Annotated in this window: 9 protein-coding genes; 4 read left to right on the forward strand and 5 right to left on the reverse strand. The window is 51.0% G+C overall.

The window, feature by feature from the left end:
• Nucleotides 1-43 precede the first annotated feature (43 nt).
• Nucleotides 44-2,641, reverse strand: a complete 2,598-nt coding sequence (gene acnB, locus GA565_RS21605; RefSeq protein WP_152200728.1) for a bifunctional aconitate hydratase 2/2-methylisocitrate dehydratase — start codon at nucleotides 2,639-2,641, stop codon at nucleotides 44-46.
• A 503-nt stretch (nucleotides 2,642-3,144) separates the two neighbouring features.
• Here acnB and GA565_RS21610 point away from each other — a divergent pair.
• Nucleotides 3,145-4,041, forward strand: a complete 897-nt coding sequence (locus tag GA565_RS21610; RefSeq protein ID WP_152200729.1) for a glutamate/aspartate ABC transporter substrate-binding protein — start codon at nucleotides 3,145-3,147, stop codon at nucleotides 4,039-4,041.
• 583 nt (nucleotides 4,042-4,624) lie between these two features.
• On the opposite strand, the gene lpdA is transcribed toward GA565_RS21610, so the two are convergent.
• The 4 genes from lpdA to pdhR all read right to left on the reverse strand — a co-directional run bounded on the left by lpdA (nucleotide 4,625) and on the right by pdhR (nucleotide 11,885).
• Complete coding sequence (gene lpdA, locus GA565_RS21615) at nucleotides 4,625-6,049, reverse strand: dihydrolipoyl dehydrogenase (protein WP_193312006.1); 1,425 nt, start codon at nucleotides 6,047-6,049, stop codon at nucleotides 4,625-4,627.
• Between the two features lie 245 nt (nucleotides 6,050-6,294).
• Nucleotides 6,295-8,211, reverse strand: a complete 1,917-nt coding sequence (gene aceF / locus GA565_RS21620) for a pyruvate dehydrogenase complex dihydrolipoyllysine-residue acetyltransferase (protein ID WP_152200732.1) — start codon at nucleotides 8,209-8,211, stop codon at nucleotides 6,295-6,297.
• A 13-nt stretch (nucleotides 8,212-8,224) separates the two neighbouring features.
• A complete protein-coding gene (gene aceE / locus GA565_RS21625) occupies nucleotides 8,225-10,888 on the reverse strand; it encodes a pyruvate dehydrogenase (acetyl-transferring), homodimeric type (protein ID WP_055774947.1) in 2,664 nt (887 codons plus the stop codon).
• Nucleotides 10,889-11,114: 226 nt separating this feature from the next.
• Nucleotides 11,115-11,885 (reverse strand): pyruvate dehydrogenase complex transcriptional repressor PdhR, encoded by a 771-nt coding sequence (gene pdhR / locus GA565_RS21630; RefSeq protein ID WP_152200734.1) that lies wholly within the window; start codon nucleotides 11,883-11,885, stop codon nucleotides 11,115-11,117.
• A 425-nt stretch (nucleotides 11,886-12,310) separates the two neighbouring features.
• On the opposite strand from pdhR, the gene GA565_RS21635 reads away from it, so the two are divergent.
• From GA565_RS21635 to GA565_RS21645, 3 genes are all read left to right on the forward strand, one after another.
• On the forward strand, nucleotides 12,311-13,687 hold the full coding sequence (locus tag GA565_RS21635) for an amino acid permease (protein WP_152200736.1): 1,377 nt from the start codon (nucleotides 12,311-12,313) through the stop codon (nucleotides 13,685-13,687).
• A 227-nt stretch (nucleotides 13,688-13,914) separates the two neighbouring features.
• Nucleotides 13,915-15,366 (forward strand): glycoside-pentoside-hexuronide (GPH):cation symporter, encoded by a 1,452-nt coding sequence (locus GA565_RS21640; RefSeq protein WP_152200737.1) that lies wholly within the window; start codon nucleotides 13,915-13,917, stop codon nucleotides 15,364-15,366.
• A complete protein-coding gene (locus tag GA565_RS21645) occupies nucleotides 15,359-16,315 on the forward strand; it encodes a family 43 glycosylhydrolase (RefSeq protein WP_152200739.1) in 957 nt (318 codons plus the stop codon). Before GA565_RS21640 ends, GA565_RS21645 begins: the two co-directional genes overlap by 8 nt.
• Nucleotides 16,316-16,326 lie beyond the last annotated feature (11 nt).

Here is a 16,326-nt window from a genome sequence, read left to right on the forward strand (position 1 = left end):
GAGGCCGAAGCCTCCTTACTGTTCTGTGGCGCAATATAGCGATTTAAAGCGCGGTTTGGAAGATCACACCGTCAGCTTTATCGGTATATTCCGACAGCTTGTCGAAGTTCAGATAACGGTAAGTATCTACCGCGGTCTTATCAACCTCAGCCATGTAACCCAGATACTCTTCCGGCGTTGGCAAGCGTCCCAGCAGGGAAGCGATAGCCGCCAGCTCAGCCGATGCCAGGTAAACGTTGGCGCCGTTACCGAGACGGTTCGGGAAGTTACGGGTCGAGGTTGAAACTACGGTTGAACCGTCTGCTACACGCGCCTGGTTACCCATGCACAGTGAACAACCCGGGATCTCGACGCGCGCACCGCTTTTGCCAAAGACGCTGTAATAGCCCTCTTCAGTTAACTGTGCAGCATCCATTTTGGTCGGCGGTGCAACCCACAGGCGAGTAGGCAGCGCGCCTTTGTGGCTGTCGAGCAACTTACCGGCAGCGCGGAAGTGACCGATGTTAGTCATGCAAGAACCGATGAACACTTCGTCAATCTTGCTGTTGGCAACGCTCGACAGCAGACGTGCGTCGTCTGGGTCATTCGGTGCACACAGAATAGGCTCTTTGATTTCGTTCAGGTCGATTTCGATAATCGCGGCGTATTCGGCATCCGCATCGGCTTCGAGCAGCGTTGGATTAGCCAACCACTCTTCCATACCGGTGATACGACGCTCGATGGTGCGGCGATCGCCATAACCTTCAGAGATCATCCACTTCAACAGCACGATGTTGGAGCTGAGATACTCTTTGATTGGTGCCTGATCAAGCTTGATGGTGCAACCTGCGGCAGAACGTTCAGCAGACGCATCCGCCAGTTCAAACGCCTGCTCGACTTTCAGCTCTGGCAAACCTTCGATTTCAAGAATACGGCCTGAGAACAGGTTTTTCTTACCCTTTTTCTCAACGGTCAAGTGACCTTCTTTAATCGCATAGTAAGGAATGGCATGAACCAGGTCACGCAGCGTGATGCCAGGCTGCATTTTACCTTTAAAGCGCACCAGCACGGATTCAGGCATGTCCAACGGCATGACGCCGGTCGCCGCAGCAAAAGCGACCAGACCAGAACCTGCCGGGAACGAAATACCGATCGGGAAACGGGTGTGGGAGTCGCCGCCGGTGCCTACAGTGTCTGGCAGCAGCATACGGTTCAACCACGAGTGAATGATGCCGTCGCCCGGACGCAGAGAAACGCCGCCGCGGTTCATAATGAAGTCAGGCAGCGTGTGGTGCGTGGTCACGTCAACCGGCTTAGGATAAGCGGCGGTATGACAGAATGACTGCATCACGAGATCTGCTGAGAAGCCCAGACACGCCAGGTCTTTCAGTTCATCACGGGTCATTGGACCGGTGGTGTCCTGGGAACCGACGGAGGTCATTTTCGGTTCGCAGTATTCGTCAGGACGGATACCTTCAACGCCACAGGCACGACCAACCATTTTCTGTGCCAGAGAGTAACCTTTAGTGCTTTTGGCAACAGGTTTGGCGATGCGGAATACTTCGCTAGTTGGCAGCTTCAGTGATTCACGTGCCTTGGTGGTTAAACCACGGCCGATGATCAATGGAATACGGCCACCGGCGCGCACTTCGTCGAGCAGAACGTCAGTTTTGAGGGCAAAGGTCGCAATAACGGCGTCGGTTTCATGGTTACGAACTTCACCTTTATACGGATAAATGTCGATAACATCGCCCATATTCAGGTCAGAAACGTCCACTTCAATCGGTAAAGCACCGGCATCTTCCATGGTGTTAAAGAAGATTGGCGCAATTTTACTGCCTAAAACCACACCGCCACCGCGCTTGTTCGGCACGTAAGGGATGTCGTCGCCCATGTACCAGAGCACAGAGTTGGTGGCAGACTTACGTGAAGAACCGGTACCTACCACGTCACCGACGTAGGCCAACGGGAAGCCTTTCTTGTTCAGCTCTTCGATTTGTTTGATTGGACCGATAGAACCTGGCTGATCGGGAACGATACCTTCACGTTCAATTTTCAGCATCGCCAATGCGTGCAGTGGGATATCAGGACGCGACCAGGCATCAGGCGCCGGTGATAAATCGTCAGTGTTGGTCTCACCGGTCACTTTGAACACAGTAACGGTAATTTTTTCAGCCAGTTTAGGACGTGCAAGATACCATTCGGCATCGGCCCATGACTGAAGAATTTGTTTAGCGTAGTTGTTTCCGGCCTTCGCTTTTTCTTCTACATCGTAGAAGTTATCGAACATCAGCAGGGTATGAGACAGTGCTTTAGCGGCAATCGGCGCCAGCTTTTCAACGTCTAACGCTTCAATCAGCGGATGAATATTGTAGCCACCTTGCATGGTGCCCAACAGTTCAACGGCTTTCTCAGGAGTGACCAGCGGAGATGTAGTTTCGCCTTTAGCAACGGCTGCCAGGAAGCCAGCTTTGACATAAGCGGCTTCGTCAACGCCCGGTGGTACACGGTTAATCAGCAGGTCCAGCAGGGTTTCTTCTTCACCTTCAGACGGGTTCTTCAGGGATTCAACCAGTGCGGCCATTTGTGAAGCATCGAGTGGCTTAGGGACAATTCCCTCTGCGGCACGCTCGGCTACGTGCTTACGGTATTCTTCTAGCACGACTCTCTCCTCGCTCTCATTGTCATTTATTATATCCAGGCTGGGCCTGGTTTCCGACATCAATCAGCCATAAACCCTAAAGGGTTACAGCGCCCTGGAAATGGGTTTGAATGTGGTCGATAGCCGGATCACGGCGGGGTTGTCTTTTATGAGGCGAAGCGAAACATCCTGAACGCTTAGCGACGACAGTCCCCGGTTGCGCTGTCGCAGCATAGCAGGGTTTAACGCTCTTGTTAATTCGTTCACAAAAAAGCAACATAAAATATTTGCTGAATCGTTGAGCACAGTGCGATCGTCTGCCTTTCTGTCCCCCTTCGCTATGCCGCATAAACCATAAATTAATAATGGCTTTTCCGACACTGTTTTTGTCGCCCTTTGGCTTAAAGAGGCCGTGATATTTTCTCTGTCGACTGGATCATAAAACCAACAATTTGGCCTGTGACTTGCATAGCTTTTACATGATATCTATGTAATTTTTACCTTTTGATAACCAAGGAAAGAAAATGTCACGCAAGAACATACAGAAAGTCATTCTCTGCTCGGCGCTCCTTTGCGGATACGCGCAGGCAGAAACGCTCACCGGAACGCTGAAAAAGATCGACGATCAGAATCTGGTTACCGTTGGTTATCGTGAATCAAACGTTCCGTTCTCTTATAAGGATGACGGCGATAAAGTACTTGGCTACTCCCAGGAATACTCCAACAAAATCGTCGATGCTATTAAAAAACGTTTGAATAAACAGAACATTGCCGTGAAGTTTATCTCGATCACGTCACCGAACCGCATCCCACTGCTGCAAAACAACGTTTACGACTTCGAGTGTGGCTCAACCACCAATAACCCTGAACGTCAAAAACAGGTCACCTTCTCAAATACTATTTTTATCGTTGGCACTAAGCTGCTGGTGAAGAAAGGTTCAGGGATCCATGATTTCTCTGATTTAAATGGCAAAACAGTGTCAACCACCGGCGGTACCACCTCAGAAATCCTGCTCAATAAAATGAACAGCGATAAAAAGATGCAGATGCGCATTATCAGTGCGCAGGAAGGAGGAGCATCCGCATTTCACACGCTGGAAACAGGCCGTGCTTCTGCATTTATGATGGATGATGCCCTGTTGGCAGGTGACCGAGCCAAGGCGCGCAAACCGTCAGATTGGGAAATTGTGGGCACGCCTCAGTCCAGAGAGGCCTACGGTTGTATGCTGCGTAAAGACGACCCGCAGTTTGAAAAGCTGGTCGATGACACCATTGCCAGCGCACAGACGTCAGGTGAAGCGGCCAAGTGGTTTACCCGCTGGTTTATGCAGCCGGTTCCGCCTAAAAATCTGAATATGGATTTTGCGATGTCAGGCGATATGAAGAATCTGTTTGCGCATCCAGATAACAAGGCGCTTTAAGTTCTTTGATTTAATAACCTAAAATTCAGATACAAAAAAACCGTCTCGAAGACGGTTTTTTTGCTTCCAGCCAACTGTTAGCGCAGCTGATTGGAATTACTGATATCGATAAAATACGATACAAGTGCTACAACGCAAAAAGAGTATGCGTCAAAGTGTACAAAAAAACAACTATAAATAGCTGTTTAAAAAAACAGTAGCAGCGTACTCTTCAGTCTGGACCGCTTCGCCGGTTTAGCGACCGGTCATCGGGCCTGGAGGCAGCTCATTAACGCTGCGATTCAGGTGCTACAACGCACTTGTTTCACCCCTATTTTCCCGATGAGGTTGAGGTGGTCGTGGTCCGGTAAAAGGATTGCGCAATGAAAAGGATTTCTATTTTTTCCTTATCATTGTACTGGGAAGTGCGCTGAGTTTACTGAATGGCGGATGGTCAATTTCCAACATTTATCTGAACGTTAACGTCATTAACCAGAACAGCTAAGCTACTGGCCGCTTCTCGGAGCGGCCTTTTAAATGTTGTCATAGCACAAATAAAAACGGCCCCTGTTTAGGAGCCGCTTTGTAACCTAAGAACCAGAAATTACTTTTTCTTGGCTTTAGGATTAGGCAAGTCGGTGATGCTGCCTTCGTAGATTTCAGCTGCCAGACCCACAGACTCATGCAGAGTTGGGTGAGCGTGGATAGTCAGCGCGATATCTTCAGCGTCGCAACCCATTTCGATAGCCAGACCGATTTCACCCAGCAGCTCGCCGCCGTTGGTACCCACGATAGCACCGCCAATAACGCGATGAGTTTCTTTATCGAAGATAAGCTTGGTCATACCGTCAGCACAGTCGGAAGCGATGGCGCGACCGGAAGCAGCCCAAGGGAAGGTCGCCGTTTCGTAGCTGATGCCTTTCTCTTTCGCTTCTTTCTCGGTCAGACCCACCCAGGCAACTTCTGGCTCAGTGTAGGCGATTGAAGGAATAACCTTCGGATCGAAATAGTGTTTTTTGCCGGAGATAACTTCAGCAGCGACGTGGCCTTCATGCACACCTTTGTGTGCCAGCATTGGCTGACCCACGATATCGCCGATAGCGAAGATGTGTGGAATGTTGGTACGCATTTGCTTATCAACGTGGATAAAGCCGCGCTCATCAACGTCAATACCTGCAGCACCGGCTTCCAGCAGCTTACCGTTAGGTACGCGGCCGATAGCCACCAGCACGGCGTCATAACGCTGTGGTTCAGCTGGCGCTTTTTTGCCTTCCATCGTGACATAGATACCGTCTTCTTTTGCTTCAACGGCAGTCACTTTGGTTTCCAGCATCAGGTTGAACTGCTTGCTGATTTTCTTGGTAAAGACTTTAACAACGTCTTTATCAGCCGCCGGGATCACTTGGTCAAACATCTCGACTACGTCGATTTTTGAACCCAGTGCGTGATACACGGTGCCCATTTCCAGGCCAATAATACCGCCGCCCATTACCAACAAACGCTCAGGAACCGTTTTCAGCTCCAGCGCATCGGTTGAGTCCCAAACACGTGGGTCATCATGAGGAATAAATGGCAGTTTAATTGGACGAGAGCCGGCGGCGATAATTGCGTTATCGAAAGTGATGGTCGTTGGACCATTCTCGCCTTCAACAACCAAAGTATTAGCCCCAGTGAATTTGCCCAGGCCGTTAACAACTTTGACCTTACGGCCTTTCGCCATACCTGACAGACCACCGGTCAGCTGGTTGATCACCTTCTCTTTCCAGTCACGCACTTTATTGATGTCGGTTTTTGGCTCACCGAAAACAATGCCGTGTGCTTCCAAAGACTTAGCTTCAGAAATGACTTTTGCTACGTGCAACAGCGCTTTGGAAGGGATACAACCTACGTTAAGGCAAACACCACCGAGAGTGGCGTAACGCTCAACCAGAATAGTTTCAAGACCTAAATCAGCGCAACGGAAAGCGGCAGAATAGCCTGCAGGACCAGCCCCAAGTACCACGACCTGAGTTTTAATTTCTGTACTCATCATGACCTCTTAATTGTTTGTCCGGCGGGTCAGACGTTCTTTGAAACGCACTCATCAATAATGAATGCAGTACGCAACGCCCTTCATCCACCGGGACGCATACACCGCGAGAAGTTTACAGAATTGTTAAAATTCTGCAAACAAAGTTCGGGTGACCTGAGTCTCAACAATCTTACTACCCGCCAACTAAAGGCAATAAGACGCGTGTCAAAAACAAGGCCGGCAAGTTGCCGACCTTATAACAATTACATCACCAGACGACGAATATCTGACATTACGGTACCGATGTATGCAGCGAAACGTGCTCCAGCTGCACCGTCAATAACCCGGTGGTCGAAGGACAGAGACAGCGGCAACATCAAACGCGGTTCAAACTCTTTGCCATTCCAGACCGGCTTCATGGACGATTTCGATACGCCCAGAATCGCCACGTCCGGCGCATTCACGATAGGCGTAAATGCCGTACCGCCGATGCCGCCCAGGCTAGAGATAGTGAAACAGCCGCCCTGCATATCGGAAGCAGTCAGTTTGCCATCACGTGCCTTCTTGGAGATAACGGTCAGTTCACGTGACAATTCAACAATACCTTTCTTGTTGACGTCACGGAATACCGGAACCACCAGGCCGTTTGGCGTATCAACCGCCACACCGATGTTAATATATTTTTTCAGCGTCAGCGTCTGCGCATCGGCAGAAAGAGAGCTGTTAAAGCGTGGGAACTCTTCCAGCGCCTTGGCAACGGCTTTCATGATGAAGACCAGCGGCGTGATTTTCACGTCGAGTTTCTTCTTCTCCGCTTCAACGTTCTGCTGCTTACGGAACTCTTCAACTTCAGTGATATCGGCTTCGTCGAACTGCGTAACGTGCGGGATCATCACCCAGTTACGGCTCAGGTTGGCACCAGAAATTTTCTGGATACGGCCCAGTTCAACTTCTTCGATTTCACCAAACTTGCTGAAGTCAACTTTCGGCCAAGGCAGCATACCCGGCAAACCACCGCCCGCCGCCGCAGCGACAGCAGGTGCAGCTTCAGCACGTTTAACTGCATCTTTTACGTAAGCCTGAACGTCTTCGCGCAGGATGCGGCCTTTACGACCGGTGCCTTTCACTTTTGACAGGTTAACGCCAAATTCGCGCGCCAGACGACGGATAACCGGCGTAGCATGAACGTAAGCATCGTTCTCAGAGAATTCGCCTTTGCTTTCAACCGCTGCCGCAGGGGCCGGGGCCGCCGCTTTTTGTTCCTGTTTGGCAGGAGCCGCAGCCTCTTCTTTCTTGGCCGCAGCAGGCGCAGCGCCTTCTACTTCGAAGACGAAAATCAAAGAACCGGTGCTGACTTTATCGCCCGCAGCAATTTTGATCTCTTTAACGGTGCCAGCAAACGGCGCAGGCACTTCCATTGAAGCCTTATCACCTTCAACGGTAATCAGAGACTGATCTGCCGCGACTTTATCGCCCACTTTAACCATGATCTCGGTGACTTCAACTTCGTCGCCGCCGATATCCGGTACGTTAACGTCTTTGCTGCCCGAAGCCGCAGGTGCAGCAGCAGGTTTCTCTTCTGCTTTGGCTTCTTCTTTAGCAGCAGGAGCCGCCGTGCCAGAGCCCGCCACTTCAAAGACCATAATCAGAGAGCCGGTGCTGACTTTGTCGCCCGCAGCAATTTTGATCTCTTTAACCGTACCGGCAAACGGCGCCGGCACTTCCATTGAGGCTTTATCACCCTCAACGTTGATAATCGACTGATCGGCAGAAACAGTGTCGCCAACTTTCACCAGAATTTCGGTAACTTCAACTTCATCACCGCCGATGTCCGGTACGTTAACTTCTTTGCTTTCGCTTGAAGCCGCGGCGGCAGGTTTTGCTTCTGCCTTCACTTCTTCTTTCGCTGCCGGTTTTTCTTCCGCTTTAGCCGGTGCAGCAGCACCGTCAGCAGAATCAAACACGAAAATCAGTTTGCCGGTTTCGACGGTATCGCCCACCGCAACTTTAATTTCTTTAACCACGCCAGCCTGTGGAGAAGGGACTTCCATCGACGCCTTGTCACCTTCAACAACAATCAGGGACTGCTCGGCGGAAACGGTATCGCCAACCTTCACCAGCACTTCGGTGACTTCTACTGCATCGGCACCAATGTCCGGTACATTAATTTCAATAGCCATCTGTCTTTACCTCTTACGCCAGACGCGGGTTAACTTTGTCAGCATCGATGCCAAACTTGGTAATGGCTTCGGCCACAACCTTCACATCGATCTCGCCACGTTTGGCCAATTCGCCCAGTGCAGCCACCACCACGTAAGATGCATCGATCTCGAAGTGGTGACGCAGGTTTTCGCGGCTGTCAGAACGGCCGTAACCGTCGGTGCCGAGAACGCGGAAATCGCTGGCAGGAACGAAGTTACGGATCTGCTCGGCGAACAGTTTCATGTAGTCAGTTGATGCAACAACCGGCGCATCATTCATGACCTGAGCCACGTAAGGAATGCGTGGTTCGTCAGCCGGATGCAGCATGTTCCAACGTTCGCAGTCCTGACCGTCGCGCGCCAACTCGGTGAACGAGGTTACGCTGTAAACGTCAGAACCCACGCCGTAATCTTTGGCCAGAATCTGAGCGGCATCACGCACGTGGCGCAGAATTGAACCCGAGCTCATCAGCTGTACTTTGCCTTTGCTGCCTTCAACAGTTTCAAGCTTGTAGATACCTTTACGAATGCCTTCTTCGGCACCTTCCGGCATGGCTGGCATGTGGTAGTTTTCGTTCAGCGTGGTGATGTAGTAGTAAATGTTCTCCTGCGCATCGCCGTACATACGAACCAGACCATCATGCATGATGACCGCCACTTCGTAGGCATACGCCGGGTCATAAGAGATACAGTTAGGGATAGTCAGCGACTGAATGTGGCTGTGGCCATCTTCGTGCTGCAAACCTTCACCGTTCAGTGTCGTACGACCTGAAGTACCTCCGACCAGGAAGCCGCGCGCCTGTTGGTCGCCCGCTGCCCAGCACAGGTCACCGATACGCTGGAAACCGAACATGGAGTAGTAGATATAGAACGGGATCATAGGCAAGTCGTTGGTGCTGTACGACGTTGCCGCGGCCAGCCATGAAGAGGCGGCACCCAGTTCGTTAATCCCTTCCTGCAGAATTTGGCCTTTCTCGTCTTCTTTGTAGTAAGCAACCTGCTCACGGTCCTGCGGGGTATATTGCTGGCCGTTCGGGCTGTAAATACCAATCTGACGGAACAGACCTTCCATACCGAAAGTACGCGCTTCATCGGCGATGATCGGGACTAAACGATCTTTGATCGAATCGTTTTTCAGCATCACGTTCAATGCACGAACGAAAGCGATAGTGGTAGAAATTTCTTTCTTCTGCTCTTCCAGCAGCTGAGAGAAGTCTTCCAGCTTCGGCATTTCCAGCTTCTGAGTGAATTTTGGCAGACGCGTTGGCAGATAACCTTTCAGCGCCTGGCGACGTTCATGCAGGTATTTATACTCTGCAGAGTCTTTTTCCAGGGTGATGTAAGGCAGTTTTTCAATGTTTTCGTCGCTGACAGGTACGCTGAAACGATCGCGGATGTAACGTACGCCATCCATGTTCATTTTCTTGACCTGGTGGGCAATGTTCTTGCCTTCAGCGGTTTCACCCATGCCATAACCTTTGATGGTGTGGGCAAGGATGACTGTTGGCTGGCCTTTAGTGTTCTGCGCTTTGTTCAGTGCAGCAAAGACTTTCTTCGGATCGTGACCCCCGCGGTTCAGGGCCCAGATCTGGTCGTCTGTCATGTCTTTAACCAACGCAGCCGTTTCAGGGTATCTGCCGAAGAAGTGCTCGCGAACGTATTTACCGTCGCGTGACTTGAAGGTCTGATAGTCGCCGTCAACGGTTTCGTTCATAAGTTGGATGAGCTTGCCGCTGGTATCCTTACGCAGCAGTTCGTCCCAACGGTTGCCCCAAATCACCTTGATAACGTTCCAGCCGGCGCCTGCAAAGATGCCTTCCAGTTCGTTGATGATTTTACCATTACCGGTAACCGGGCCATCAAGGCGCTGCAGGTTACAGTTGATGATGAAGCACAGGTTGTCTAGCTTCTCGCGGGTAGCGATAGTGATCGCACCTTTAGATTCTGGCTCATCCATCTCACCGTCGCCCAGGAACGCATAAACGCGCTGGCTGGTAGTGTCTTTAAGACCACGGTGATCCAGATATTTCAGGAACTTGGCCTGATAAATAGCCCCAATTGGACCCAGACCCATTGATACGGTCGGGAACTGCCAGAATTCCGGCATCAGTTTCGGGTGCGGATAAGAAGAGAGACCTTTACCGTGAACTTCCTGACGGAAATTGTTCATCTGGTCTTCGGTCAGGCGGCCTTCAAGGAAAGCACGCGCGTACACGCCTGGAGAGATGTGGCCCTGGAAGTAAACCAGATCGCCGCCGTCCTGCTCGTTGCGTGCACGGAAAAAGTGGTTGAAGCACACTTCATAAATAGCTGCAGAAGACTGGAATGATGACATGTGGCCACCCAGATCCAAGTCTTTCTTGGACGCGCGCAGAACGGTCATGATCGCGTTCCAGCGGATTGCCGTACGAATGTTGCGTTCCAGCTCCAGGTTACCCGGATATTCAGGTTCGTCTTCAACAGCGATGGTATTGATATAGTTACGGCTTGCAGCACCAGCTGCAACGCTCACGCCGCCTTTACGTGCTTCACTCAGAACCTGATCGATCAGGAACTGTGCACGCTCAACACCTTCTTCACGGATGACCGATTCGATCGCTTGTAGCCAGTCGCGAGTTTCGATCGGATCCACGTCATTATTTACACGTTCTGACATGGTGCTTTTCCTTATCTGTCTCTAATACGTTGGTTTATCTGGAGCCTGTCTTCCTGCGCTCTTAACTTTTCTGCGCTCTTACCACAGCTTCGTTTTCTAAAACGCACGAAGACAGGCCCGTCAGTGTAGTTTCTGCTCCCACGGGAGAGCATAAAAGCTTCCAAAATTATTCTCAGAGCCCAAACGACGGGCTATAGGTATGCGAACAGCCAGGTTTACCCAGAGTTTAATTTTCTTCCTTACGTTGCTGGAGTCGACGTAGTGAACGATCACGACGACTGTGCTCCCTGCTCAAATCCAGCAAAACTTCCTCAATAAACGCCAGGTGACGGTGCGATGCTTCGCGGGCCTTTTCTGGCTCACGTGCGACAATCGCTGCAAATATCCCGGCGCGGTGGTTGCTCACCATCGCCAACATTTCACGGCGCGAGTAAAGCAATTCAAAATTCTGTCGAACATTTTTTTCAAGCATCGGCCCCATACAACGGAGCAGGTGCAGCAACACCACATTGTGCGTCGCTTCTGTTACAGCTACCTGATACTGCATGACCGCATCGGCTTCAGCATCGAGATCGCCACTGTCCTGCGCCGTTTGAATCACCAGGTGACAATCGCGAATACGCTGCAAGTCTTCTTCCGTTCCGCGAAGCGCTGCATAATAAGCGGCTATACCTTCGAGGGCGTGACGGGTTTCAAGGAGATCGAACTGCGATTCAGGATGATCGGAAAGTAATTCTGCAAGGGGGTCGCTAATGCTTTGCCATAAGTTGCTTTGAACGAATGTGCCACCACCCTGGCGACGTAACAGCAGGCCTTTACCTTCCAGGCGCTGAATAGCTTCTCTTAGCGAAGGCCGAGAAACATCAAACTGCTTTGCCAGTTCGCGCTCAGGCAAAAGCTTTTCACCAGGGCGCAGAGTGCCTTCAAGGATCAGGGACTCCAGCTGCTTCTCGATCGCGTCAGATAACTTCGGCTGTCTAATTTTACTGTAGGCCATAGGAACGTTTATCTGCCTTATAGGTCACGTGACTAGCTCGGAGTCAATTGGTAATACCAATTCAAAAAACGTGGCCGTAAAGTAACAAAGTATTCACGCGAAGTCCATATCGAGCCCCCCTTAAAACCGCCCATCTCGCACAATTTAACAAATATTTAGCATTTCTTTTTATAACGTGCCCTGGATCACATTTCACCGTTTTCGGACAACTTTTCAAACGGTTTGCTCATTTCTTAGGCGCTAATTCAATAAAGCAGGTGCAAACTTTTTCGCTTAACACTATTCTTGGCCGAACGGTAGTTAATGCTGCTTATTTGTCGCATTACAGCCGTAAATAATTAGATACAAAATGTGTAACTTTTGGCTTACAGCCAACGTTTTAAGCAAATTTGTAGCTTTTTTCCCTAACGACAGAGGATCGGGAAATGGATGATAAGCAGCACGGCGAGGAGCTAAAGCGCGGACTAAAAAACCGCCATATACAGCTCATTGCATTAGGTGGCGCAATCGGTACTGGGCTTTTTCTGGGAATAGCGCAGACCATCAAAATGGCAGGGCCTTCCGTTCTGCTTGGCTATGCCATTGGCGGCGTGATCGCATTTTTGATCATGCGCCAACTAGGTGAAATGGTCGTTGAAGAGCCGGTTGCTGGTTCTTTCAGCCACTTCGCCTACAAATATTGGGGCAATTTCGCCGGTTTCGCCTCAGGCTGGAACTACTGGGTATTGTACGTATTGGTCGCGATGGCAGAACTTACTGCCGTGGGTATTTACGTGCAGTATTGGTGGCCGGAGATCCCGACCTGGGTTTCCGCACTGGTATTCTTTGTGTTGATTAACGCCATTAACCTGACCAATGTAAAAATTTACGGCGAGATGGAATTCTGGTTCTCAATCATTAAAGTCGTGGCTATCGTTGGCATGATTGTCTTTGGCGCATGGCTGCTCGCCAGCGGTCACGGCGGTCCTGAGGCTACGGTGACCAACCTTTGGGCGCAGGGCGGATTCTTCCCGCACGGCATCAGCGGTCTGGTGATGGCGATGGCGGTTATCATGTTCTCCTTCGGTGGACTTGAGCTGGTGGGTATTACCGCCGCCGAAGCCGCTAACCCGGAAACGAGCATTCCAAAAGCCACCAATCAGGTCATCTACCGTATTTTGATTTTCTATATCGGCTCGCTCGCCATTCTGCTGTCACTGTATCCGTGGACCAAGGTCGTTGAAGGCGGCAGCCCGTTTGTGCTGATTTTCCACGCACTCGACAGCAATCTGGTGGCGACGTTGCTCAACGTCGTAGTGTTGACGGCGGCTCTGTCTGTTTACAACAGCTGCGTATACAGCAACAGCCGCATGTTGTTTGGCCTGGCTAAACAGGGTAATGGTCCGAAAGCGCTACTGAAGGTTGACCGCCGTGGCGTGCCTTACGTGGCAATTGGTATTTCAGCACTGGCAACGGCGCTGTGTGTGCTTATCAACTACCTGATGCCGGGCAAAGCCTTTGGCCTGCTGATGGCGCTGGTGGTTTCTGCCCTGGTAATCAACTGGGCGATGATAAGTCTCGCACACCTGAAGTTCCGTCAGGCGAAAAACCGTGAAGGCATCACCCCGAAATTCAAGGCGCTGCTTTATCCGTTCGGCAACTATCTCTGCCTGGTTTTCCTGGCGGCTATTCTGGTGATTATGTACATAACGCCGGATATTCAGATTTCAGTGATTCTAATCCCAGTGTGGTTGGTTGTTCTTGGCGTCAGCTACAAGCTGAAAGGCAAAAATACCCCAGTTACTCACGCATCACTTAAATAGAGCCATTCACGCAGCGCAAAGCTGCGACGCTTACTCTTCGAAACCCGACCATGCGGTCGGGTTTTTTTATGGCGTTTGGTGCTCGAGGTTAAATGTAAGCTGGCTCACACTTTCATTTTCGTAACCAATTTGTCCATCTCTACGCTTCTTATCTCCTGACTCATTCCTATAACTCGCGTCAATACTTCAAACACTTAGTTATCCGTCCCCCGTTTTGGAGAGAGTCCATGAGACAAGGCGCACTGTCTTTTAAAGAAAAAGTTGCATACGGCATGGGAGATGCGGGCTGCAATATGATTTGGGGCACCATTACCCTGTTTCTAAGCTATTTTTATACCGACGTTTTCGGGCTGGCACCGGCTCTGGTTGGCGTCATGCTCCTGTCGATTCGGGTTATTGATGCCATAAGCGACCCGATTATGGGCGCCATCGCCGATCGCACACAGACGCGCTGGGGCCGCTTCCGCCCCTATCTGCTGTGGGTTTCACTGCCCTTCGCGCTGTTCAGCATTTTAATGTTTTCCACCCCCGACTGGAGCTATTCGAACAAAGTTATCTACGCCTTTGCGACCTACTTCCTGATGTCGCTCACCTATACCGCCATCAACATTCCCTACTGCTCACTGGGCGGTGTGATCACCGCTGATCCAAAAGAGCGCGTCTCCTGCCAGTCTTACCGCTTCTTTATGGTGGGTATCGCCACCCTAATCCTCTCCTCTTCACTGCTGCCAATGGCACAGTGGTTTGGCGGCGCGGATAAGGCAAAGGGATACCAAATGTCGATTGCCGTGATGGCGTTTATTGCACTGGGGATGTTCCTGTTCTGCTTTAGTTCTGTTAAAGAACGAATCCAGCCCGCAGTCATCACCAAGCGCGACCTTAAAGGCGATTTAAAAGACGTGTGGAAGAATGACCAGTGGGTACGCATTTTGCTGCTCACTTTCTGCAACGTTTGTCCGGGCTTTATTCGCATGGCGGCAACGATGTATTACGTCACTTGGGTGATGGAAAAATCGACCTCGTTCGCCAGTCTTTTTATCAGCCTCGGGGTGGTTGGCATGATGATCGGTAGCGCACTCGCCAAACCGCTCACCGACCAATTCTGCAAACTAAAAGTCTTTTTCTGGACCAATATTATCCTCACCCTGTTCTCCTGCGGTTTCTACTTCCTCGACCCGCATATGACGTCGCTGATTCTGGTGGCTTATTTCTTGCTCAATATCCTCCACCAGCTGCCGTCACCGCTGCACTGGTCGCTGATGGCCGACGTCGATGATTACGGTGAGTGGAAAACCGGCAAACGCAGTACCGGCATCAGTTTCTCGGGCAATTTGTTCTTTTTGAAATGCGGACTGGCGGTGGCGGGGGCGATGGTGGGCTTTCTGCTGTCGGTTTATGGCTATCAGGCGGGGGCCACATCACAGACTGAACACGCGCTTAACGGTATCGTGCTGCTGTTCACCGTGATACCGGGCGTGGGATATTTAATCACCGCCGGCGTGGTCAAACTGTTGAAAGTTGACCGTGAACTGATGAAAACCATTCAGGCTGACCTGGAAATCCGCCGTCGTAACTATACTGAACTAAACAAGAACAGCGAACTTAACGCCTACCCCGAAGCTACACGGGGTGAAGTCGATTTACCGGTCTTTGCTAGCAAGGAACCCAAGCATGAGTAACAGTGTTTACGCCAATCCCTTCATTACGCAGCGCGCCGATCCTCACATCTGGCGCCACACCGACGGCCACTACTATTTTATTGCCTCAGTCCCGGAATATGACCGGCTCGAGATCCGCCGTTCGGCCACTCTCGAGGGTTTAGCGGAAGCCAGACCGCGCATTATCTGGCGCAAGCACACCGGTGGCCCAATGAGCGCGCTGATTTGGGCGCCAGAACTGCACTATATCAACGGCAACTGGTACATTTATTTTGCCGCTGCGCCGTCTGAAAAAATCGTAAAAGGGCTGTTTCAGCACCGGATGTTTGTTCTTGAGTGCTCAGACGCCGATCCACTGAGTGGAAAATGGCAGGAAAAGGGCCGCGTAGCGACGCCAATAGACAGCTTCTCGCTGGATGCCACCCATTTTAGCCACGCAGGAAAAAGCTATTATCTGTGGGCGCAGAAAGACCCAGAGATCGAGGGAAATTCAAATTTATATCTGGCCGAGATGAGCAATCCGTGGACGCTGAAAACGGCGCCGGTGATGCTCAGCAAGCCCGAACTGCCGTGGGAAACAGTAGGTTTTAAAGTGAACGAAGGCCCAGCAGTCATTGAAGGTTACGACAAGCTCTTCATCACCTATTCCGCCAGCGCCACCGACGAGAATTACTGCATTGGGCTGCTGTGGGCCGATATTGAAAGCGACATCACCGATCCGAGCCAATGGCACAAATCGTCGACGCCGGTATTCAAGACACAGGCCGATAATAAACAGTTTGGGCCGGGGCATAACAGCTTTACGCAGAATGAAAAAGGCGAAGACGTGCTGGTTTATCATGCGCGGAACTACACCGAGATTCAGGGTGACCCGCTGTATGACCCGAACCGCCATACGCGCCTAAAAACTATCATCTGGGACGATGAAGGCATGCCGGTGTTTGGCGAACCACCGGCGGATAATCACTAGGATTGAACGGT

Origin of the sequence: Rouxiella sp. S1S-2 (assembly GCF_009208105.1) — a bacterium.
Classification (GTDB): Bacteria; Pseudomonadota; Gammaproteobacteria; order Enterobacterales; family Enterobacteriaceae; genus Rouxiella.

What these genes read in the sequence shown, in the direction of transcription:
- aceE (WP_055774947.1), bottom strand. Translation starts at nt 10,888, where the DNA reads ATGTCAGAACGTGTAAATAATGACGTGGATCCGATCGAAACTCGCGAC.
- GA565_RS21640 (WP_152200737.1), top strand. Translation starts at nt 13,915, where the DNA reads ATGAGACAAGGCGCACTGTCTTTTAAAGAAAAAGTTGCATACGGCATG.
- lpdA (WP_193312006.1), bottom strand. Translation starts at nt 6,049, where the DNA reads ATGAGTACAGAAATTAAAACTCAGGTCGTGGTACTTGGGGCTGGTCCT.
- aceF (WP_152200732.1), bottom strand. Translation starts at nt 8,211, where the DNA reads ATGGCTATTGAAATTAATGTACCGGACATTGGTGCCGATGCAGTAGAA.
- GA565_RS21610 (WP_152200729.1), top strand. Translation starts at nt 3,145, where the DNA reads ATGTCACGCAAGAACATACAGAAAGTCATTCTCTGCTCGGCGCTCCTT.
- pdhR (WP_152200734.1), bottom strand. Translation starts at nt 11,885, where the DNA reads ATGGCCTACAGTAAAATTAGACAGCCGAAGTTATCTGACGCGATCGAG.
- GA565_RS21645 (WP_152200739.1), top strand. Translation starts at nt 15,359, where the DNA reads ATGAGTAACAGTGTTTACGCCAATCCCTTCATTACGCAGCGCGCCGAT.
- GA565_RS21635 (WP_152200736.1), top strand. Translation starts at nt 12,311, where the DNA reads ATGGATGATAAGCAGCACGGCGAGGAGCTAAAGCGCGGACTAAAAAAC.